We start from the raw sequence: 19800 nt of genomic DNA, 5'->3' as shown, positions 1-19800 counted from the left end.
CCATCATGCTCAGACCCGAATCCGCTGCCGACGCAGCCTTTCGCAGCGAGGTGCGCGACTGGCTCGCGGCCCACGTGCCCGACGCGCTGCGCCACAAAACCTTCCGCCCGCTGCCGGCCGATGGCATGCCCTGGTATCGCGCGCTGTCGCAGCGCGGCTGGATCGCGCCGCACTGGCCGCGCACGCACGGCGGCATGGGGGCGAGCCCGGTGCAGCAGGTGATCCTGATGGAGGAGATGGCGCGCGCCGGCACGCCCGACTTCCCGACGCAGGGCCTCAACCACATCGGCCCGATGCTGATCGCGCGCGGCACGCCGGCGCAGCAGCAGCGCCACCTGCCGTCGATCCTCTCGGGCGACGCGGTCTGGTGCCAGGGCTACTCCGAGCCGGGTTCGGGTTCCGACCTGGCCAGCCTGCGCACCCGCGCCGAGGTGCGCGGCGGCACGCTGATCGTCAACGGCCACAAGATCTGGACCACCTGGGGCCACCATGCCGACTGGATGTTCGCGCTGGTGCGCACCTCAAGCACCGGCAAGCCGCAGCACGGCATCACCTTTGTGCTGATCGACATGAAGACGGCGGGCATCCGGTGCCGGCCGATCCGCACCATCGCGGGTGACGAGGAGTTCGCCGAGGTCTTCTTCGACGAGGTGGTGGTGCCGCTCGAGAACGTGGTCGGCGAGATCGACAAGGGCTGGCAGGTGGCCACCGCAGTGCTCAGCGAGGAGCGACTGCGCATCGGTGCACCCGCGCAGGCGCTGCGTGCGCTGGAGCGGCTGCGCATGATGCTGCGGGCCACACCGGCCGAGCGCGTGCCGCCCGGCGGGCATGAGGCCGTGGCGCTGGCCGAAGTGGAGGTCGAGACGCTCGTGGCGGCCTACCTCGAAGCCGCCGAGGCGGCGGAGCAGGGCATCGCGGCCGACAGCTCCTACCTCAAGCTTCTCGCCACCGAGACCGTGCACCAACTGCTCGACTTGGTGCAGCGCGTCGCGGGTCCAGCCGCCGCCCTGCGCGACGCCGTCCGCCACGGCGAGGATCTGCTCGACGCCACCGAGATGTTCCTGCAGGCGCGCCGCCTCGGGATCTACGGCGGCAGCAGCGAAGTGCAGCGCAACATCATCGCGACGCGGGTGCTAGGTCTGCCGGTCGGAGCCAAACCATGAACGCCGAACAAAGCGCACCCCTGCGCATGATTGCCGAGAGCGCTGCCGCCTTCGCGGCCTCGCACGGCGGACCGGCCCTCGCGCGCCGCGTGCACGAGGGCGGCCTTGCGTGGGAGGCCGCAACGTGGCAGGCCATCGCCGAACTCGGCTGGCTCGGGATCGTGGTGCCCGAGGCGGCGGGTGGCCTCGAACTCGGCGCATCTGCGCTCTGCGTGGTGGCGGAGGAAGCCGGGCGCACCCTGCTCACGCCACCGCTCACGCTGGGGATGGCGGCCGCCGCGGTGCTGGCCGAAGGCGGCGCGGCCGCTGCGCCCACGCTGCGGGCGTTGATCGAGGGCATGGCTCATGTCGCGCTCGCACACGCCACGGTCGCGGCCGATGGCACGCTCTCGGCGTCGCTGGTGCCCGAGGGCGATGCAGCGACGCGGTGGCTGGTCGCAAGCGGGCAGGGTGCGGGCTTCGTCGTGCGCCTGCTGGAGCCGGCCGCCGTCGGCCTTGCGCTGCACGTGCGCCATGCGGTGGACGGCAGCCGCCTGGCCAGCCTGACTATCGAGCCCGCGGCCTGGGAAAAGGCGTCGCCGCTGCTGTCAGGCGTCGCCGGCGAGGCGGTCTGGGCGCGCGGCCGGCAGCTCACCTGGCTGGGCGATGCGGCCTACCTTTGCGGCCTGATGGATGCGGCCCTGCGCCTCGCGCTCGACTATCTGCGGCTGCGCCGCCAGTTCGGCGTGCCGATCGGCAGCTTCCAGGCGTTGCAGCATCGTGCCACCGACTGTCATGTTGACGTCACCGCCACGCGGGCGCTGGTGCACGAGGCGGCACGCGCCGTCGGCACTGCGCGCGAGGCTTGGGCCGCGGCGGCCGCGGCGCAGCGGGCCGCGGCCGCCTCGCTGCGCGTCACCAAGGAGGTGGTGCAGTTCCACGGTGCGATCGGTTTTGCCGACGAGCACGATGCGGGCCTCTACCTGCGCCGCGCCATGACCGTGGGCGCGCGCCACGCGGGCGAGGCGCTGGCGGCGCTGCAACGCCGCTGAGAACGAACGAGACGAACAACAGGAGACAACCGAAGTGAGCTACCCGACGATCGTTTTTTCAGGCCGGACGTTCACGCCCGAATGGATGCAGGCCGAGGTCGAGCGCCTGTGCGCCGGCTTCGAGGCCGCCGGTGTGGCGCACGGCCAGACCGTGGCCGTGATGATGCGCAACTGTCCGGCCTATGCGGCGCTGATCCTGGCCTGCCGCCGGGCCGGCATCTACTTCGTCTCGCTCAATTGGCACTGCAAGCCGCCCGAGGCCGCCTTCATGCTCGAAGACAGCGGCGCCGCGATGCTGTTCGTGCACGAGGACCTGCTCGCGCAGGTGCTCGCCGGCGTGCCGGCGGGCGTCGCCCTCGTGGCCGTGCCGGCCGATCCGGCGCACCCGCTGCCGGACGCGGTGGGCCGTGCCACGCGCTGGGGCGACTTCGGTGTTGGCGCCCCGCCGATGGCCCCGCGCCCGCGCCTGCATTTCGGCTCAGTGCAATACACCTCGGGCACCACCGGCAAGCCCAAGGGCGTGCGCCGGCTGGCCCTGGCGCCTGAGTTGCGCGACGCGCTGGAACTGGAGTCGCGCCGCATCGGACGCATCGCGTCGGGCATTGCGCCGGGGGTGACCGCCATGCTGTGCGCGCCGATCTATCACAGCGCCTCTACCATGTACCTCGTGCAGGCCTGCGACGCCGGTGCCACCCTGATCCTCGAGCCCGCCTTCGATGCATTGCGCACGCTGCAGCTGATCGAGCGCCATGCGGTTACGCACGCCTACCTGGTGCCCACGATGTACCGCCGGCTGCTCGCGCTCGACGCGGCCGAGCGCGCCCGTTTCAGCGTCGCCACGCTGCGCCACGTAGCCTCTACCGGCTCGCCCTGCGCGCCCGAGGTCAAGCGCCGCATGATCGACTGGTTCGGCCCGGTCATCACCGAGGCTTACGGCGCCAGCGAGACTGGCTACGTCACCTTCATCGATTCGCCGACCTGGCTGGAGAACCCGGGCTCGGTCGGTCAGCCGCTTGGGCCGGCCCTGCTGCGCATTGTCGACGACGCGGGCCGCACGCTGCCCGCGGGGGAGATCGGCGCGATCTACGTGCGCCAGCCGGCCATGCCCGACTTCACCTACGTCAACAACCAGGCGGCACGCGACGCGATGGAACAGGACGGCCTTGTGGCGCTCGGCGACGTAGGCTACCTCGACGAGCGCGGCTTCCTCTACATCTGCGACCGGCGCACCGACATGATCATCTCGGGCGGCGTGAACATCTACCCGGCCGAGGTCGAGTCGGTGCTGCAGGGCATGCCGGGCGTGGCCGACTGCGCGGTGTTCGGCATTCCCGACGAGGAGTTCGGCGAGGGCGTCGCCGCGGCGGTGCAGCTGCGGCCCGGCGCCGAACTTGACGCAGCCCGCATCCAGGCCTTCCTGCGCGAACACATCGCCAACTTCAAGGTGCCGCGCACCATCGACTTCCACGCCGAGCTGCCGCGCGAGGATACCGGGAAGATCTTCAAGCGCCTGCTGCGCGAGCCCTACTGGCGCGACCAGACGCGCCGCATCTGAATCCTACAGAGCGGCGAGTCTTGGGAGACGCGCCCTCGATATCCCCGTCCGTCCAATCAAGGAGTCTGCACATGACGCTTCCCCAGGTTCTTTCAGAGCGGCTGCGGCTGCCGGTGATCGCCTCGCCGCTGTTCATCATCTCCAACCCCGAACTGGTTATCGCCCAGTGCAAGGCGGGCATCGTCGGCTCCTTCCCGGCGCTCAATGCGCGGCCGCAGGAAGAGCTCGCGCGCTGGCTGCAGCACATCACCGACGCGCTCGCCGCGCACGACCGCGCGCATCCTGAGCGGCCCGCCGCGCCCTTCGCCGTCAACCAGATCGTGCACCGCTCGAACGACCGGCTGCAGCACGACCTCGAGGTGTGTGCGCGCTTCAAGGTGCCGATCGTCATCACCTCGCTGGGCGCGCGGCCGGAAGTGAACGACGCGATCCACGCCTACGGCGGCATTGTGCTGCACGACGTGATCGACAATGCCTTCGCACGCAAGGCGATCGAAAAGGGCGCCGACGGCCTGATCGCGGTGGCGGCCGGTGCGGGCGGCCACGCGGGCACGCAGTCGCCCTTTGCGCTGGTGCAGGAGATCCGCCAGTGGTTCGACGGCCCGCTGGTGCTGTCGGGCGCCATTGCCAGTGGCCGTTCGATCTTGGCGGCGCGCGCCATGGGCGCCGACCTGGCCTACATGGGCTCTGCCTTCATCGCCACTGAAGAGGCCAATGCCGCCGCGGCCTACAAGCAGATGATCGTCGACGCCTCGGCCCGCGACGTGGTGCACACCAACCTATTCACCGGCGTGCACGGCAACTACCTGCGCCCCTCGATCGTCGCGGCCGGGCTCGACCCCGACCACCTGCCCGAGAGCGATGCGAGCGCCATGAACTTCGGCACCGACCGCGTCAAGCCCAAGGCCTGGAAGGAGATTTGGGGCTGCGGCCAGGGGATTGGTGCGATCGATCGCGTGCTGCCCGCCGGTGCGCTGATCGATCGCCTGGCCGCCGAGTACGACGCCGCGCTCGGTCATGGGCTGGGCCGAGCGCGCACCGCGGCCTGAGCAAGATCAGCCTTTCAGACAAACATCAGAAGGAGACAAGCATGACGAAGCATCTTTGGATTCGGGCTGCCATTTGCGCGGCCGGTGCGATGTCGCTGCAGGCGGCGGCCTGGGCGCAGGCCACGCCCGCTTCGGCCACGCTGAACAAGCCCGGCCGCATCGTGGTCACTGTGCCGCCGGGCGGCGGCATCGACACCATCGCACGCCGGCTGGCGACCAAGGTGGCAGCCGCCATGGGCCAGCCGGTGATCGTGGAGAACCGGCCCGGCGCATCGGGCGTGCTGGGCGTCGACAACATCGTGCGCTCCGCGCCCGACGGCAGTTCGCTGATCCTCGCGGCCGGCTCCACCATCACCGTGCTGCCGCACCTGATGAAGAAGCTGCCCTACGACGCGACGAACGACCTCACGCCGATCGCGCAGATCGGCGTCACGCCGCTGGTGATGCTGGTCAACGCCGACAACCCCTCGAAGACTGTCGGCGAGTTCGTCGCCGCGGCCAAGGCCAGGCCCGGCACCATGAGCTACGGGTCCTACGGCAACGGCACGCTGGGCCACCTGATCGGCGAAGCCTTCAAGCACGCGGCCGGTGTCGACCTGGTGCACGTGCCGTACAAGGGCTGCGCGGCCGCCATCAACGACTTGATCGGCGGGCAGGTGAGCGCGGTGGTGTGCGACATCGGCTCGTCGGCCGCGTTCCTGCAGCCGGGCAGCCGGTTGCGAGGGCTGGCGATCACCGGTACCGGCCGCGTCGCCGCCTTCCCGGCGATACCGAACTTTCCCGAGGCCGGCTACCCCACTCTCGGCCCGCTGGTCGGCTGGCTCGGCATCTTCGGGCCGGCCCACATGCCCAAGCCGCTGGTCGATGCGCTGACGGCCGACTTCGCCAACGCGATGAAGACCGATGACATGCGCACTGCACTGGCGCAGATCGGCTACGACATCGGTGACCCTGACCGGGCGCGTTTCACCCGCACGGTGCGCGACGACACGGTACTCTGGGGCAAGCTGATCCAGAGCATCGGCGGCATCGCGGTGGAATGAGGAGCGCCCACACCATGCGCGAAGCCGTCATCGTCTCCACAGCCCGCACGCCGCTCACCAAGTCGTTTCGTGGCGAGTTCAACCTCACGCCGGGCCCCGAGCTGGCCGCCTTCGCGCTGCGCGCCGCGGTCGACCGCTCGGGCGTCGATCCCGAGCGGATCGAGGATCTGGTGTTGGGCTGCGGCTTTCCCGAAGGCACCACCGGCCGCAATGTGGCGCGGCAGGCGGCGCTGCGCGCGGGGTTGCCGCTGTCGGTCGGGGGCACCACTGTCAACCGCTATTGCGCCTCGGGGCTGCAGGCCATCGCGATGGCGGCTGGCCAGATCGTCAGCGACGGCATGTCGGTGGTGGTGGCCGGCGGCGTCGAGAGCATCTCGCGCATTCCCGTGCGCGACGCGGCCGCGCCCGACGATGCCGACCCCTGGCTGCGCGAACACCAGCCCGGCCTGTTCCTGTCGATGATCGAGACAGCCGACATCGTGGCCGCGCGTTACGGCATCACGCGCGAGGCGCAGGACCGCTTCGCGCTCGAGAGCCAGCGCAAGACCGAGGCCGCGCAACTTGCCGGCCGCTACCGCGAGGAGATCGTGCCGGTGACCACCAGCATGGCAGTGAAGGACAAGGTCACGGGCGCAGTCTCGCAGCGCCGGGCCATGGTCGACGGCGACACCTGCAACCGCCACGGCAGCAGCTACGAGGCACTGGCGCAACTGCTGGCCGTTAACGGACCCGACCGCTTCGTTACCGCCGGCAACGCCTCCCAGATGTCCGACGGTGCCGCCGCCTGTGTGCTGATGGACGCGCGGGACGCCGAGCGTGCCGGCCTCGCGCCGCTGGGCGCCTTCCGCGGCCTGGCCATCGCCGGCTGCGCGCCCGACGAAATGGGCATCGGGCCGGTGTTCGCGGTGCCGAAGCTGCTGGCGCGCCACGGCCTGCGCGTCGACGACATCGGCTTGTGGGAACTCAACGAGGCCTTTGCCTCGCAGGCGATCCATTGCCAGCAGCGGCTCGGCATCCCCGACGAGCGGCTCAACGTCGACGGCGGCGCGATCTCGATCGGCCATCCCTACGGCGTGACCGGCGCGCGCCTGGCCGGGCATGTGCTGATCGAGGGGCGGCGGCGCGGCATCCGGTACGCGGTCGTCACCATGTGCATTTCCGGCGGCATGGGCGCGGCCGGGCTGTTCGAGGTCTTCTGACATGGACCTCAATTTCACAGCGGCCGAAGAGGCCTTCCGCGCCGAGGTGCGCAGCTTCCTCGCGACGCAGCTGCCGGCCGCGCTGCGCACGCGCGTGGCCGAGGGACGCACGCTGAACAAGGCCGAGATGGTGCAGTGGCACGCGATCCTGCAGTCGCGCGGCTGGCTCGCGAGCCACTGGCCGCGTGAACACGGCGGGCCGGGCTGGACCGCGGTCGAGCGCTTCATCTTCGAGTACGAATGCGCGCTGGCCGATGCGCCGAGAAACTTGCCGTTCGGCCTGATCATGCTGGGGCCGGTGCTGATTCGCTACGGCACCGAGGCGCAACAGCGCCATTGGCTGCCGCGCATCCTCGACGGCTCCGACTGGTGGTGCCAGGGCTACTCGGAGCCCGGCGCGGGCTCGGACCTGGCGGCGCTGAAGACCTCGGCGGTGCGCGGGCACGATGCCGCGGGCGCGCACTACATCGTCAACGGCCAGAAAACCTGGACCACGCTCGCGCAGCACGCCGACATGATCTTCTGCCTCGTGCGGACCTCCAAGGACGCGCGCCGTCAGCAGGGCATCAGCTTCCTGCTGATCGACATGCGCTCGCCGGGCGTCGAGGTGCGGCCCATCGTCACGCTGGACGGCGAGCACGAGGTGAACGAGGTCTTCTTCACCGACGTGCGGGTGCCGGCGCACAACCTCGTCGGCGAAGAGAACGATGGCTGGACCTGCGCCAAATACCTGCTTACGCACGAACGCAACGCGGGCGTGGGCTTCGCGGTGGCGGCGCTGCAGCGCCTCAAGACCGTGGCGGCCAAGGTCATGAGCGGCGGCCAGCCGTTGGACCGCGACCCGGCCTTCGCGGCGCGCGTGGCGCGCGTGGAGATCGACCTGGAAAACCTCAAGACGACCAACCTGCGCGTGACGGCCGCTGTGGCCAACGGCGGCAGCCCGGGCGTGGAAAGCTCGGCGCTGAAGCTGCTTGGCAGCGAAATCCGCCAGGAACTCGCCTCGCTCGTGCGCCGCGCGGTCGGCCTGCATGCACTGCCGCACCTCGGCGACGCTGAGGCCCTGGCCGGCGCGCCCGCCGAATCGGTGAGCGCGGCCGCGCAGTACCTGAACAACCGCAAGCTCTCGATCTTCGGGGGCTCCAACGAGATCCAGCGCAACATCATCGCCAAGACGGTGCTTGGGCTGTGAGGGACGCCGCATGAACTTCGAACCGACCGACGAACGGCGCATGCTGGACGATGCGCTGCGGCGTCTGCTGGCGCAGCACTACGGCTTCGCCCAGCGCCAGCACATTGCCCAATCGGGCGAGGGGCACAGCGAGGCGATGTGGCGGCACCTCGTTGATCTGGGGGCGCTCGGCGCGCTCTTCGCGGAAGCCGACGGCGGCCTGGGCGGCAGCGGCTTCGACATCGCACTGGTGTTCGAGGCGCTGGGCGGCGCGATGGTGCTGGAGCCCTTGCTCGCAGCGCTGATGGCCGCTGCGGTGCTGGCCGAAGCGAAAACGGATGTGCAGCGCGCGCTGCGGCGCGACATCGTGGCCGGCAGCACGCTGGCCGTTCTTGCGCACGCTGAGCCAGAGGCCCGCTACGAGGCTTCGCACGTGACGACGTGTGCGCGGCCGAGCGATGGTGGCTGGCTGCTCGACGGCCTGAAATGCGTGGTGCGCCATGCGGAGCAGGCCGACTTTTTCATCGTCTCGGCCCGCACGTCAGGTCGCGACAGTGACTCCGCGGGCATCAGCCTGTTCGTGCTGCCCGCCGCAACCCCAGGCATCGTGCTGCGCGGCTACCCGCTGGCCGATGGTGGCCGGGGCGCGGACATCGCGTTCGAAGGCGTGCACCTGCCGGCCGATGCGCTGGTCGGCACCGAAGGCCAGGCCTTTCCGACCATCGAAGGCGCCGTGGGCGCCGGCGTGCTGGCGCTGAGCGCACAGGCATTGGGCGCGATGGAGTCCGCCAAGCAACTCACGCTCGACTACCTGCGCACCCGAGAGCAGTTCGGCCAGTCCATCGGCAGCAACCAGGCGCTGCAACACCGCATGGTGGACCTGTGGCTGGGTATCGAGCAGGCGCGCTCCGCCGTCATCAACGCGGCCAACGCGCTGCAATCGGCTGACCGTGTCACGCGCGAGCGCGCGCTGTCGGCAGCCAAGGCAACCACCGGCCGCGTCGGAACGCGCGTGGCCGAGGAGTGCATCCAGATGCATGGCGGCATCGGCATGACCTGGGAGCTGCCGCTGTCTCACTTGGCCAAGGGCCTGGTGCTGACCAATCACATGCTCGGCGACGAGGACCATCACCTGGCGCGCTATGTGTCGCTCGGCCGTGATTGAAGGCAGCGACTTGGCGCCCGTGCATCCTGCGGCGCGGGAGCGCGTGCGCTAGGCTCCAGCCAATGTCCTACGACCGCTTTTCCGAGCTCAACGTCTTCATCCGCGCGGTTGAGAGCGGCAGCTTCTCGGCCGCCGGGCGGCAGCTGGACCTCAGCGCCTCGGCGGTCAGCAAGTCGATCTCGCGCATGGAAGAGCGCCTGGGCGTGCGCCTGCTGAACCGCACCTCGCGCGCGCTGCAGCTGACCTACGAGGGCGAAGTGTTTATCGTCGGCGCGCGGCGCGTGATGGAGGCGATGGACGATGCGCAGCGCAGCCTGGCCGCGCTCTCGGCCGACCTGAGCGGCAAGCTGCGCATCTACACGCTGCCGAGCTTCGGCTACACGCTGGTGCCCTTCATCGCGGAGTTCGTGCAGCGCTTTCCGCGCGTGAAGATCGACATCCAGCTCGGCGCTGAGCGGGTCGACCTGGTCGAACGCAACATTGACGTGGCCATCCGCCTGGGCGTCCTGCAGGACAGCGCGTACTTCGCGCGCAAGATCGGCATGACCACGCACGTGATCTGCGCCGCACCCTCGTACATCGAGCGGCGCGGGCTGCCGGTATCGCCCGCGGCGCTCAAGGACCACAACTGCCTGAACTTCTCGATCCGCACGCACCACATCCACTGGGGCCTGCGCGCGGAGTCGCCACTCAGGCCGGCCTCCGTGGAGGGCGACATCTCTTCCAACCAGGCCGAGATGCTGCACCGGCTGTGCGTGGCCGGCGTGGGAATCGTGGAGCTGCCTTTCTATGTGGTGCAGAAGGAGCTCGCTGCCGGCGCGCTGGTGACGCTGCTCGACAGCGCGGCCAAGACCGAGTACGACCCGATCTGGGCCATTTACCCGCACAACCAGAACCCGAGTCCGCGCACCACAGCGTTCATCGAATTCCTGCGCGAGCGCATCGCCGGCTCGACGTGCTTCCTGCCGGCGGCCTGAGGCTCAGACCCCGTCTGGGCCCGCCCATTCCAGCGTCTTGCCGTCCCAGTCGCGCGCGGCGGCTGCGATGCCCGCGTAGAAGCGCTCGCTGGTCTCGGTGATCTCAATGAGCTCCACCATCGCGTGCAGCGGCGTCGGCCCCTCGAAATAGGCGATGCGCGCACCACGGCCGGTGCGCGCGGTGTAGAGCACCTCCTTGCCCTGCGCGAGTTCGGCCGCCAGCCGCGCGTCGAAGCGGCGCGTGCCGATGCCCCAGTGGTGGAGCCCGTGGCCGCGCTGCGCCACGCCGTCGCGGAACACCGAGGGCTGTTCGTCGTGCTGCTGGATCAGCTCCAGCATCATCGTGCCGTGAAAGGCCAGGGCAATCGACAGGTCGTGGTTGACCTCGCAGCCGCGGTAGAGCGAGCCCGCCCGCGGCTGCGAGACGCGAAAGCGATACCAGGGGCCTGCGCCCAGCACGCGCGTGAAGGTCGCCATGGCCGCGTCGAGGTCTTCGACCACGTGGCCGGCCTGGATCACAGTCTCGGCGCGGCCGCCAAACAAGAATTCGTTCATGCCAAGTCTCAGTTCTTCTGCTGCGGATGGAGGATGGCCTTGGACGCGATGCGCGCATAGGCCGTTTCGAACGCCTGCACGGCCTGGTGCAGCGGATAGCGGTGCGTGATGAGCGGGCGGAACGTCTCGGGGTTCGCGGTCACCTGCGCGATCACCTTGTGCCAGCCCTCGCGCGTGTTGCCGTAGCTGCCACGCAGTTGCAGCTGCTGGCGCACCATGCGCGTGATGTCGACCGTGGCCTTTTCGGGGTGGATGCCGGTCGCCACGAAGATGCCCTTGCGGCGCAGCGCGTGCAGGCCTTCATCGATGGTCGACATGACGCCAGTCATCTCGATCACGGCGTCGAAGCCGTCGCCGGCCAGCGCGGCCAGGCGCTCGGCGGAGCCGGGCTCCGCGCGGTCGATCAGCAGGTCGAAGCCCATCTGGCGCAGCACCTCGAAGCGGTGCGCGTCGGCAAAACCGGTGACCACGATCTGGCTGGCACCCGCGAGCCGCGCGAACAGCGCCGCGCCCTGCGCCAGCGTGCCGGCGCCCATGATCAGCAGGCGCTTGCCCGGCCCGGTTTCCGACAGCGCGAGGGCGTTTTCCGACACGGTGAGCGGCTCGATCAGCGCACCCAGTTCGCTGTCCAGCGTATCGGGCACCGGCAGGCAGTTGACGGCCGCGACCGCGACCATCGGCGCGAAACAGCCGTTGCGCTGGATGCCGATGCCCACGGGCAGCGCCACCACGCGCCGACCCAGCAGGTCCGCTGCAGCGCCGTCGCCCAGCTGCACCACACGGCCGCAGAACTCGTGGCCCAGCGTGAGCGGCAGGCGGGGCCACACGTTCGCATAGGCCGAGCCCTTGGCGTCGTAGATGTGCAGGTCGCTGCCGCAGATGCCGGCGGCCTCGACCTCGACCAGCACCTCGCCGGGCGCGGGTTTTTCGGGCGGCGCGACGTCCATCAGCGAGACGCCGAAGTCGGGGGAGATTTTTCTCAGTGCAAGCATTTCAAGCTCCTTGATTCCATGCGCTCTCAGGCGCTGTTGGCGCGCAGGCCGCCGTCGATCACGAAGGGCTCACCGGTCACGTAGGGAACGAGGCCGGCAGCGAGCGTGGCGACCAATTGGCCCACGTCGGCGGCCTCGCCCCAGCGGCGAAGCGGCACCTCGCCGCTGGCAATGCGGGCGTCCTGCGCGCTGGTGTCCAGCGAGCCGGTCATCTCGGTGCGGATGAAGCCCGGCCGGATGTCGTGCACGTGAATGCCGTGCGGCGCCAGGCGCAGCGCCAGGATCTTGGCCATCATGGCCACCGCCGCCTTCGACATGCAGTACTGCGAGCGGTTGAGCCGCGCGTAGTGCGCCGCCATCGACGAGATCACGATTACGCTGCGGTAGGGCTGCGGCGCGCGGTCCTCGAGCATCCGGCGCGCAACGGCCTGCGTGAGGAAGAAGGTGCCGCGGATGTTGACGTCGAAGTTGCCGTCGAAGTCCTCGGGCGTGATGTCCAGCACGTCGCGCAGCGGCCGCGCCGCAACGCCGGCGTTGTCGACCAGGCAGTCGACGTGGCCGTGCAGCGACCACACCTCCTCGACCAGCCGGGCGTGCGTGGCGAGGTCGGCAATGTCGGTGAGCACGAAGTCGGCGCACACGCCCAGCGCGCGGATGTCCGCGAGCGTGGCTTGCGTGCGTTCGTCGTCGTGCAGGTCGGCAATCACGAGGTGAAAGCCCTGGCGGGCAAGGGCCAGCGCGGCGGCGCGGCCGATGCCTTGCCGCCCGCCCGTCACCAGCGCCACGGGGGCCTTGGAGGGAGTGTTCATCGCCATCAACCCAGCTGGCTCGGCCGCGAACTGTAGGCCGTGAGCGGCGGGCAGGCGGCGGGGTCGACGATCACGTCGAGCAAGGTGGCGCGGTCGGCCGACATGGCCTCCTGCAACGCGGCGCGCAGGGCGCCGGGCTCCGAGACGCGAACGCCGTGCAGGCCGCAGGCGCGTGCAATGGCCGCATGGTCGACCGGCTCGAAGCGGGTGTCCGTGCGCCCGCCGTAGCGGAACACCTCCATGTCTTCCTGCATGCTGAGCACGCCGTTGTTCAGCACGATCAGCACCAGCTTGATGCCGTGGCGGCGAATGGCTTCGAGCTCGCCCCACACATGGCCGAAGCCGCCGTCGCCCACCACCGACACCACCGTGGCCTCGGGGCGCGCAAGGTGCGCGCCCATGGCCAGCGGCAGCCCCCAGCCGAGCCCTGCGAGCCCGCGCGGCAGCAGGAAGCGTTCGCCGGCACGGCGTGCCGTGAGGTAGAGCGAGATCCACACCGAGGCATAGCTCGCGTCGGCCGTGACAATGGCGTCGGCGGGCAGCAGCTGCCCCAGTTCGTGCATGAGCCGCTCGGGCCGGATGGGCAGGCGGTCTTCGGTGCGCACGCCGTGCTGCAGGCGCTGCGCGGCCGCATGCGAGGTGGCGATGGCGTCCTCCACCGCGCCCCGGGCGGATTGGCGCGGCTGCGCATCGAGCTGCGACATCGCATCGGCCAGCGCCTCGAGCGTGAGCCTGGCATCGCCGACGAGGCGCAGCGATTCGTAGTTGCGGTCGATCTCGACCGGATCGATGTCGATGTGGATGAAGCGCGCATTGCGCGGGTACTGGCTCCAGGTGTCGGTGCCGTTGGCCGCGGTGCGCGTGCCCAGCAGCAGCACCACGTCGGCCTTCGTGACTAGCGCACGCGCCTCATAGGCGGGCGCGCCCACGTCCAGCACGTTGCCGATGACGCCCAGCGACAGCGGATGCAACTCCGAGACGGCCCCTTTGCCCATCATCGTGGTCGCCACCGGTAGCGCAAAGCGCTGCTGCAGATCGGCCAGCGCAGGCGCCGCGCCCGAGAGGTGCACGCCGCCGCCGGCAATCACCAGCGGCCGCTCGGCCTGCATCAACAGGCGCGCGGCCTCGCGCACGCGCTCCGGCGCCGCCACCACGGGGTCGAGCGGAAAGCGGCCGTTCACGGCACGGCGCGTCGTGGCGCCGGTGGCCTGGCTGTCGGCGATATTCACCGGCAGCAACAGCACCGCGGGTCCGCAGCGGCCGCTGGTGGCGATGCGGAACGCCATGTCGACCCATTCGTCGACGCGCTCGGCGCTGTCGATGCGGCCGACCCATTTGCTGCAGCCCGCGAAGAGCTTGAGGTGGTCGTACTCCTGGAAGGCATTGCGCTCGCGCGAGCCCACGGGCACGTCCTGCACCAGCGCGACGATCGGCACCGAGGACTTGAGTGCCTCGGCCAGCGGCGCGACCAGCAGCGTGGCCGCCGGCCCGTTCTGCGCGGTGACCATCGCGGTCTGACGGCTGATGCGGGCGTAGCCGTCGGCCATGGCGCCGCCGGCGTTCTCAGTGCGATAGCCGATGTTGCGCATGCCGTGCTGCGGCACCGCGAGATGAAAACGAACCGGGTTGCACTGGCCGAACACGACCTGCACGCCGTGACGACGGCAAGCCGCCGCCACGCGGTCGGCCACGGTGCCACCGCTTGTTGCTGGAGTTGACATGGGGAGGGATTACTTTTTTGGGGAGGAGGAAGGGAAACGGCTCTTGAGCTTGGCCACGGTGATCTCGGCCTGCTCGATCTCGGCGCGGTACGCCTTGCCAGTCATCGGCGCGGGCTCGATGCCGTAGGTGTCGAGCAGCTTCTTCTGGAACACCGGATCGCGCGCCACCTTGAGGGTGGCGTCCTCGAGCTTGCGGCGGATCGGCTCGGGCAGGCCGAGTGGCGCACCCACACCGAAGTAGGCGTCGGTGACCACGTCGTAGCCGAGCTCACGCAGTGTGGGCACATCGGGCAGCTCGCGCATGCGCGTGGAGCTGGCCGCGGCCAGCACGCGCAGCTTGCCTGACTTGACGTAGGGCATGAAGTCCGTCGGGTTCTGTACCACCACGTCGATCTGATTGCCCAGCAGGGCCACCACCGAGTCGGAGCCCGAGCGATAGTTGACCGTCTCGAACTGCATGCCGGTCTTCTCGGCCAGCAGGAGCATACCCAGCGTGTTGACCGAGCTCGGCCCGCCGAAATTGATGCCGCCCTTGGCCTTCTTCGAGGCCGCGATCAGGTCATCGATGGTCTTGTACGGGGAATTGGCATTCACCACCACGGCGAACACGTAGCGGCCCACGCTCGCGATGCTGGTGAAGTCCTTCGACGTGTGCGGCTTGTCGGAGACCAGCTGCCACAGCGCCAAGCCGCTGGAGAGCATGCCCAGCGTGTAGCCGTCGGGCTGGGCGCGCGCGAGCAGCATGCCCATCACCGTGCCCTGCGCGCCAGGGCGGTTGAGCACGACCATCGGCTGGCCCAGGCTTTGGGAAAGCTCGGTGGTCAGCGCGCGAGCCACCAGGTCGGTGGTTCCGCCGGGGCCGAACTGCACCATGAAGCTGATGTCGTGCTCGGGCCATTCCGCGTAGGCGCTGGTGGCTGCGATGGCCAGCACGAAGGCCGAGAAGGCGAGGCGCCACGATCGGACGCGGGCGAGAAAGAGGGTCATGCGAACTTGTCTCCGTTTTCTTGTGGATTGCCGCCATGCAGGCCGGTGGATGGCAATGCGGTGGCGACACTACAAATCGTACGGAGACGAAGCGCTTTGTTCGAGCCATCTTGTGGAATCACGAGGATGACAATCATTCACAGGTGCGGGCGTGCGAACGCGTCGCGGTCCCTGGATCCGATGCCTCATCGACGGTCGCTGGCAGCCAGCGGCTTGCGGCGCATGGGGCGAGCGCAACGACCCGTCCGATGGTACCCCGCTCGGGCGCCACGCCGCCTCGGACCGCAGCGACGCCGAAGCCGCCGTGGCCGCCGCGCGCTGCGCTTTCGAGCAGCCGCAGTGGGCGCACGACGCGCCCGCAGGGCGTGCGTTGCTCAGTCGCCTTGGGGCACCCGATCGACCGGTGCACCTGCTCATGGACCGCGCCTACGAAGGCAATGAGACCTGGCAGCTCGCACTTGATCTGGGCTTAATCCCGGTCGTGCCACCTCTGAAGACGCGCGTCGAGCCTTGGGAGTACGACCGTGAGATGTACAAACGCCGCAACGAGGTGGAGCGCCTGTTCCGGCGCCTGAAGGGCTATCGCCGCATCTTCTCCCGCTTCGAGAAACTCGACGTGATGTTCGTCGGCTTCATCAGCTTCGCGTTGATCGCCGATGGACTGCGTTTGTGTTAACAGACCCTAGCCCCGCAGCATCGACACCGTCAGCTTCGGCGACAACGCCTCCGGGCTCACCTGCAGCTCGATCAGGGCCGGCTTGCCGGCCGCTCGGGCGCGCTCCAGCGCCGCCGGGAAGTCGTCGGTGCGCGTCACGGTCTCGCCGTGCGCGCCGTACGAGCGCGCCAGCGCGGCGAAGTCGGGGTTTCTCAGCGCGGTGCCCCACACGTTGCCCGGATGGTGTCGCTCCTGGTGCATGCGGATGCTGCCGTACATGGCGTTGTTGACGACGATGACGATCACGTTCAGCTCGTACTGCACGGCCGTTGCGAGTTCCTGGCCGTTCATCAGGAAGCAGCCGTCGCCCGCGAAGCAGAGCGCGGTGCGCCCGGGGTGCACCAGCTTCGCGGCGATGGCCGCGGGCAGGCCGTAGCCCATGGTGCCGCTGGTCGGCGCGAGCTGGCTGCGCATGCCGCGGTAGCGCCAGAAGCGCTGCACCCACAAGGTGTAGTTGCCCGCGCCGTTGCTGACGATGGTGTCGGCCGGCAGCGTGTCGCGAAGGTGGACCATGACGCGCCCCAGGTCGACGTCGCCGGGCATGCCCGGCGGAGGCTCGATGTGGTCGAGCTGGTCGGCGCGCGCGGCGCGGGTCCAGTCGCTCCAGCGCGCGGGGCCCGCCGGCTTCAGCAGCCGCGCGGCCCGCGCAAAGGCCGGCATCGACGCGTTCACCGGCACGTCGGCGTGGTAGACGTGGCCGAGTTCGCCGGGATCGGCGTGAACGTGCACGAGCCGCTGCTTAGGGTGCGGCACGTCGAGCAGCGCATAGCCTTGTGTCGTGGTCTCGCCCAGCCGCGCGCCGACGGCGATGACGAGATCTGCATCGCGCACGCGCTGCGCGATGCGCGGGTCCATGCCCAGGCCGGCCTCGCCGATATAGCGGTCATCGAGGTTGTCGATCAGGTCCTGCCGGCGAAACGCACAGGCCACCGGCAGGTCGAAGTGGGCCGCGAAGGCGGTGATGTCGGCGCTGGCCTCGCGCGTCCAGCCCCCGCCGCCGAGCACCACCAGCGGCCGGTCGGCGCGCTGCAGCTCGGCGGCCAGGCCGTCCATGGCTTCCTGTGTCGGCGCGGCGCCGCTGCGGCGGTAGCGCGGCGCGTCCGGCACCGTGACGAGGTCGGTCAGCATGTCCTCGGGCAGCGCCAGCACCACCGGGCCCGGGCGGCCGGAGGTCGCGACGTGGAAGGCGCGGCTGATGTACTCGGGCAGCCGCCGCGCGTCGTCGACCTGGTCGACCCACTTGGCGATGTGGCCAAACATGTGGCGGTAGTCGATCTCCTGCCAGGCTTCGCGTCCCAACGCGTCGCGGCCCACCTGGCCGATGAAGACGATCAGCGGCGTCGAGTCCTGCCGTGCGGTGTGGACGGCGATGCTCGCGTTGGTGGAGCCCGGCCCGCGCGTCACGAAGCAGATGCCCGGCTCGCCGGTGAGCTTGCCGTGCGCCTCGGCCATGTGCGCAGCGCCTCCTTCCTGGCGACAGACGATGAGCCGGATGGCATCGCGCGCGTGGTACAGCGCGTCGATCACGGCCAGGAAGCTCTCGCCGGGCACGCAGTAGGCGGTGTCGGTGCCGTGGATGCGCAACGCATCGACCAGGATCTGGCCGCCGGTGCGTTCAGGGAGTGTGGGGGTTGTCATGAAGCCTTCAGCAATGGGGCAGGGTGGATGAAAGCCGCGCGCTCGCCATCCTGCAGCGGCAGCCGGTCGTCGCGCACCAGCCAGTCGGGGCCGAGCTGCCGCACATCTGCGCAGCCGAGCAGGGCTTGGTCGGTGTCGATCTCGCGCCGCAGCAGTGCCAGCGCGTGCGCCGCACCGGCCTCGCCGCCGGCCGCAAGGCCATACATCGCGGGCCGTCCGACGAAGACGGCACGGGCACCCAGCGCCAGCGCCTTGAGCACGTCGGTGCCGCGGCGCACGCCGCCATCGAGCAAGACCGTCAGCTGCGGCGCGGCGGCGACGATGGCCGGCAGCACGTCGAGCGGCGCGACTGCGCCGTCGAGCTGGCGGCCGCCATGATTCGACACGAAGATGCCGTCGGCGCCGATCCGCTGCGCAGCGCGCGCGTCCTCGGGCCGCAGCACGCCCTTGACCAGCAGCCGGCCCGGCCAGCGCTCGCGGATGCGCGCGACCTCGTCCCAGGTCATGGCGGCGCGGCCCGCGCGGTGGTCGCCCTTGGCGGCGGTGATGATGCGGCCGCCCCGCGTCGCGGTGAAGTTCTCGAAGCGCGGGATGCCCTGCTTCCACAGCGTGCGCGCGAAGGTCTCGACCATCCAGCGCGGACGCATCAGCCCGCCGGCCATCAGCCTTGGCGTGAAGTGCAACGGAATGCTGAAACCGTTGCGCAGTTCGTTCTCGCGCACCGACGCGATCTGCACGTCGACGGTGAGGACGAGCGTGCCAACCCCGGCGGCCTTCAGCCGCGCGAGCAGCGGATCGATCACCGCATGCTGCGCCGGCAGGTAGGCCTGGTACCAGGTGCCGGGCGCCTCCCGCATCACGCGCTCCAGCGGCACGGTGGACGCGGCGCTGAGCACCGAGGGCACGCCGGCCTTCGCCGCGGCCCGCGCCAGTGCCACGTCGCCGTCGAAGCAGCACAGCCCCGACACGCCCATGGGCGCGATGCCGACCGGCGATGCGTGAGTGGTGCCAAAGAGATCGACCGATTGCGTGCGCTTCGACACGTCCACCAGCGGCCGTGTGAGGAAGCGCCAGCGACCGAAGGCGGCGCGGTTCGCGTCGAGCGAAGCATGGTCTTCCGATCCGCCGCTGACATAGCCATGGATGCTGGGCGGCAGACGGCGACGCGCAGCGTCGGCCAGGTCGGCGATGGAAAGAGCGCGTTCAGCCCGCATCGGCCGCTCAGCTGCCCTTGAAGTTCGGCTTGCGCTTGCCGTGGAAGGCCTCGACGCCCTCGCGGAAGTCGTCGGAGCTGCGCAGGCGGCTGTAGCTGTGGCCTTCGAGTTCGATCGACACGCTGAGCGTCGCATCCTCCGTGTCGTTCAACAGCTTCTTGGCCGTGCGCTGCGCGAGCGGCGAGAAGGTGCGCAGCTCGTCGACCAGGCGGTCGGTCGCGGCTTCGAGCTCCGCGTCGGGCACGCACTCGGTGGCCACGCCCCATTCGTAGGCCTGCTTGCCGGGGATGCGGCGCGAGCGCATCACGATGTCCTTGGTGCGGGTGATGCCGACCATCTTCTGCAGCCGCGCGGAGCCGCCGGAGCCCGGGATCTGGCCGAGCTTCTGCTCGGGCAGGGCGTAGAGGGTGGTCTCGGTCACGATGCGGAAGTCGCAGGCCAGCGAGATCTCGAAGCCGACGCCGAAGCAGTAGCCGCGGTTGGCCGCGATCACCGGCTTGCTGCAGCGCGCCGGCGTGGCGATGTTCCAGGCCAGCTTCGATACGTGCTCGGGCGAAGCCTCCAGGAAGCCCTTGATGTCGCCACCGCTGGAGAAGTGTTCGCCTTCGGCGCGCAGCACGATCACGCGCACTGCGGGGTTCTCGTCGAGCGACTCGATCACCAGGCGCAGCTGGTCGCGCTGCGGCATCGAGATGATGTTGAAGGGCGGGCGCTCAAGCACGATGTCGGCACGTTCGCGGGCGGGGTCGATCTCGACGCGGAAGCCGTCGAGCTTCTCGAGCAGGGTATGGGCAGGGTGGGCGAGCTGGGTCATGTCGT

18 protein-coding genes and 1 pseudogene are annotated in these 19800 nt (G+C 69.9%); 10 read left to right on the top strand and 9 right to left on the bottom strand.

The genetic code is table 11. The annotated features are described in order from the left end of the window. Window positions 1-5 precede the first annotated feature (5 nt). From ACSQ9A_RS31540 to ACSQ9A_RS31500, 9 genes are all read left to right on the top strand, one after another. Window positions 6-1163, top strand: a complete 1158-nt coding sequence (locus ACSQ9A_RS31540; protein WP_436306800.1) for an acyl-CoA dehydrogenase family protein — start codon at window positions 6-8, stop codon at window positions 1161-1163. Beyond that, on the top strand, window positions 1160-2194 hold the full coding sequence (locus ACSQ9A_RS31535) for an acyl-CoA dehydrogenase family protein (protein WP_436297790.1): 1035 nt from the start codon (window positions 1160-1162) through the stop codon (window positions 2192-2194). Before ACSQ9A_RS31540 ends, ACSQ9A_RS31535 begins: the two co-directional genes overlap by 4 nt. Before the next feature lie 34 nt (window positions 2195-2228). After that, the gene (locus ACSQ9A_RS31530; protein ID WP_436306799.1) at window positions 2229-3749 is read left to right on the top strand and encodes an AMP-binding protein; all 1521 of its coding nucleotides are present in this window, start codon (window positions 2229-2231) and stop codon (window positions 3747-3749) included. Window positions 3750-3820: 71 nt separating this feature from the next. Next, on the top strand, window positions 3821-4798 hold the full coding sequence (locus tag ACSQ9A_RS31525) for an NAD(P)H-dependent flavin oxidoreductase (RefSeq protein ID WP_436297792.1): 978 nt from the start codon (window positions 3821-3823) through the stop codon (window positions 4796-4798). A gap of 41 nt (window positions 4799-4839) precedes the next feature. After that, complete coding sequence (locus ACSQ9A_RS31520; RefSeq protein WP_436306798.1) at window positions 4840-5841, top strand: Bug family tripartite tricarboxylate transporter substrate binding protein; 1002 nt, start codon at window positions 4840-4842, stop codon at window positions 5839-5841. Window positions 5842-5855: 14 nt separating this feature from the next. Further along, window positions 5856-7040 (top strand): acetyl-CoA C-acyltransferase, encoded by a 1185-nt coding sequence (locus ACSQ9A_RS31515; protein ID WP_436306797.1) that lies wholly within the window; start codon window positions 5856-5858, stop codon window positions 7038-7040. A gap of 1 nt (window position 7041) precedes the next feature. After that, the gene (locus ACSQ9A_RS31510) at window positions 7042-8229 is read left to right on the top strand and encodes an acyl-CoA dehydrogenase family protein (RefSeq protein ID WP_436297795.1); all 1188 of its coding nucleotides are present in this window, start codon (window positions 7042-7044) and stop codon (window positions 8227-8229) included. A gap of 10 nt (window positions 8230-8239) precedes the next feature. After that, window positions 8240-9373 carry an acyl-CoA dehydrogenase family protein gene (locus ACSQ9A_RS31505; RefSeq protein ID WP_436306796.1) on the top strand — a complete coding sequence of 378 codons (1134 nt, stop codon included), beginning with the start codon at window positions 8240-8242 and terminating at the stop codon, window positions 9371-9373. 62 nt (window positions 9374-9435) lie between these two features. Next, window positions 9436-10350, top strand: a complete 915-nt coding sequence (locus tag ACSQ9A_RS31500) for a LysR substrate-binding domain-containing protein (RefSeq protein ID WP_436297797.1) — start codon at window positions 9436-9438, stop codon at window positions 10348-10350. A gap of 3 nt (window positions 10351-10353) precedes the next feature. On the opposite strand, the gene ACSQ9A_RS31495 is transcribed toward ACSQ9A_RS31500, so the two are convergent. From ACSQ9A_RS31495 to ACSQ9A_RS31470, 6 genes are read right to left on the bottom strand one after another with little or no spacing between them, the layout of a single operon-like run. Then, window positions 10354-10905 (bottom strand): VOC family protein, encoded by a 552-nt coding sequence (locus tag ACSQ9A_RS31495; RefSeq protein ID WP_436297798.1) that lies wholly within the window; start codon window positions 10903-10905, stop codon window positions 10354-10356. 8 nt (window positions 10906-10913) lie between these two features. Beyond that, complete coding sequence (locus ACSQ9A_RS31490) at window positions 10914-11897, bottom strand: zinc-dependent alcohol dehydrogenase (RefSeq protein ID WP_436297799.1); 984 nt, start codon at window positions 11895-11897, stop codon at window positions 10914-10916. A 26-nt stretch (window positions 11898-11923) separates the two neighbouring features. Then, a complete protein-coding gene (locus ACSQ9A_RS31485) occupies window positions 11924-12706 on the bottom strand; it encodes a 3-ketoacyl-ACP reductase (RefSeq protein ID WP_436306795.1) in 783 nt (260 codons plus the stop codon). A 5-nt stretch (window positions 12707-12711) separates the two neighbouring features. Continuing rightward, window positions 12712-14427, bottom strand: a complete 1716-nt coding sequence (locus tag ACSQ9A_RS31480; RefSeq protein WP_436306794.1) for an acetolactate synthase catalytic subunit — start codon at window positions 14425-14427, stop codon at window positions 12712-12714. 9 nt (window positions 14428-14436) lie between these two features. Next, entirely contained in the window at window positions 14437-15414 is a 978-nt protein-coding gene (locus ACSQ9A_RS31475; protein ID WP_436306793.1) for a tripartite tricarboxylate transporter substrate binding protein, read from the bottom strand. Continuing rightward, window positions 15411-15551, bottom strand: a complete 141-nt coding sequence (locus ACSQ9A_RS31470; protein ID WP_436297803.1) for a hypothetical protein — start codon at window positions 15549-15551, stop codon at window positions 15411-15413. Before ACSQ9A_RS31470 ends, ACSQ9A_RS31475 begins: the two co-directional genes overlap by 4 nt. 149 nt (window positions 15552-15700) lie before the next feature. On the opposite strand from ACSQ9A_RS31470, the pseudogene ACSQ9A_RS31465 reads away from it, so the two are divergent. Beyond that, window positions 15701-16090, top strand: a pseudogene (locus ACSQ9A_RS31465) (transposase); the annotation flags it as partial. A gap of 6 nt (window positions 16091-16096) precedes the next feature. Here ACSQ9A_RS31465 and ACSQ9A_RS31460 read toward each other — a convergent pair. The 3 genes from ACSQ9A_RS31460 to ACSQ9A_RS31450 are packed head-to-tail and all read right to left on the bottom strand — an operon-like array spanning window position 16097 to window position 19795. After that, complete coding sequence (locus ACSQ9A_RS31460) at window positions 16097-17767, bottom strand: thiamine pyrophosphate-binding protein (protein WP_436306792.1); 1671 nt, start codon at window positions 17765-17767, stop codon at window positions 16097-16099. Next, a complete protein-coding gene (locus tag ACSQ9A_RS31455; RefSeq protein WP_436306791.1) occupies window positions 17764-18981 on the bottom strand; it encodes an alpha-hydroxy acid oxidase in 1218 nt (405 codons plus the stop codon). The genes ACSQ9A_RS31460 and ACSQ9A_RS31455 overlap by 4 nt, the downstream gene beginning before the upstream one ends. 7 nt (window positions 18982-18988) lie before the next feature. Beyond that, window positions 18989-19795, bottom strand: a complete 807-nt coding sequence (locus tag ACSQ9A_RS31450) for an enoyl-CoA hydratase/isomerase family protein (protein ID WP_436306790.1) — start codon at window positions 19793-19795, stop codon at window positions 18989-18991. Between the last annotated feature and the right edge of the window lie 5 nt (window positions 19796-19800).

The sequence above is a fragment of the Variovorax sp. LjRoot290 genome (assembly GCF_964253985.1).
GTDB lineage: Bacteria > Pseudomonadota > Gammaproteobacteria > Burkholderiales > Burkholderiaceae_C > Variovorax.
The sequence above is the reverse complement of the archived record's forward strand: the minus strand, read 5'-3'. Positions and strand labels throughout refer to the sequence as shown.

What these genes read in the sequence shown, in the direction of transcription:
- ACSQ9A_RS31455 (WP_436306791.1), bottom strand. Translation starts at nt 18,981, where the DNA reads ATGCGGGCTGAACGCGCTCTTTCCATCGCCGACCTGGCCGACGCTGCG.
- ACSQ9A_RS31505 (WP_436306796.1), top strand. Translation starts at nt 8,240, where the DNA reads ATGAACTTCGAACCGACCGACGAACGGCGCATGCTGGACGATGCGCTG.
- ACSQ9A_RS31535 (WP_436297790.1), top strand. Translation starts at nt 1,160, where the DNA reads ATGAACGCCGAACAAAGCGCACCCCTGCGCATGATTGCCGAGAGCGCT.
- ACSQ9A_RS31540 (WP_436306800.1), top strand. Translation starts at nt 6, where the DNA reads ATGCTCAGACCCGAATCCGCTGCCGACGCAGCCTTTCGCAGCGAGGTG.
- ACSQ9A_RS31480 (WP_436306794.1), bottom strand. Translation starts at nt 14,427, where the DNA reads ATGTCAACTCCAGCAACAAGCGGTGGCACCGTGGCCGACCGCGTGGCG.
- ACSQ9A_RS31495 (WP_436297798.1), bottom strand. Translation starts at nt 10,905, where the DNA reads ATGAACGAATTCTTGTTTGGCGGCCGCGCCGAGACTGTGATCCAGGCC.
- ACSQ9A_RS31475 (WP_436306793.1), bottom strand. Translation starts at nt 15,414, where the DNA reads ATGACCCTCTTTCTCGCCCGCGTCCGATCGTGGCGCCTCGCCTTCTCG.
- ACSQ9A_RS31510 (WP_436297795.1), top strand. Translation starts at nt 7,042, where the DNA reads ATGGACCTCAATTTCACAGCGGCCGAAGAGGCCTTCCGCGCCGAGGTG.
- ACSQ9A_RS31490 (WP_436297799.1), bottom strand. Translation starts at nt 11,897, where the DNA reads ATGCTTGCACTGAGAAAAATCTCCCCCGACTTCGGCGTCTCGCTGATG.
- ACSQ9A_RS31520 (WP_436306798.1), top strand. Translation starts at nt 4,840, where the DNA reads ATGACGAAGCATCTTTGGATTCGGGCTGCCATTTGCGCGGCCGGTGCG.
- ACSQ9A_RS31515 (WP_436306797.1), top strand. Translation starts at nt 5,856, where the DNA reads ATGCGCGAAGCCGTCATCGTCTCCACAGCCCGCACGCCGCTCACCAAG.
- ACSQ9A_RS31450 (WP_436306790.1), bottom strand. Translation starts at nt 19,795, where the DNA reads ATGACCCAGCTCGCCCACCCTGCCCATACCCTGCTCGAGAAGCTCGAC.
- ACSQ9A_RS31460 (WP_436306792.1), bottom strand. Translation starts at nt 17,767, where the DNA reads ATGACAACCCCCACACTCCCTGAACGCACCGGCGGCCAGATCCTGGTC.
- ACSQ9A_RS31485 (WP_436306795.1), bottom strand. Translation starts at nt 12,706, where the DNA reads ATGAACACTCCCTCCAAGGCCCCCGTGGCGCTGGTGACGGGCGGGCGG.
- ACSQ9A_RS31500 (WP_436297797.1), top strand. Translation starts at nt 9,436, where the DNA reads ATGTCCTACGACCGCTTTTCCGAGCTCAACGTCTTCATCCGCGCGGTT.
- ACSQ9A_RS31525 (WP_436297792.1), top strand. Translation starts at nt 3,821, where the DNA reads ATGACGCTTCCCCAGGTTCTTTCAGAGCGGCTGCGGCTGCCGGTGATC.
- ACSQ9A_RS31470 (WP_436297803.1), bottom strand. Translation starts at nt 15,551, where the DNA reads ATGATTGTCATCCTCGTGATTCCACAAGATGGCTCGAACAAAGCGCTT.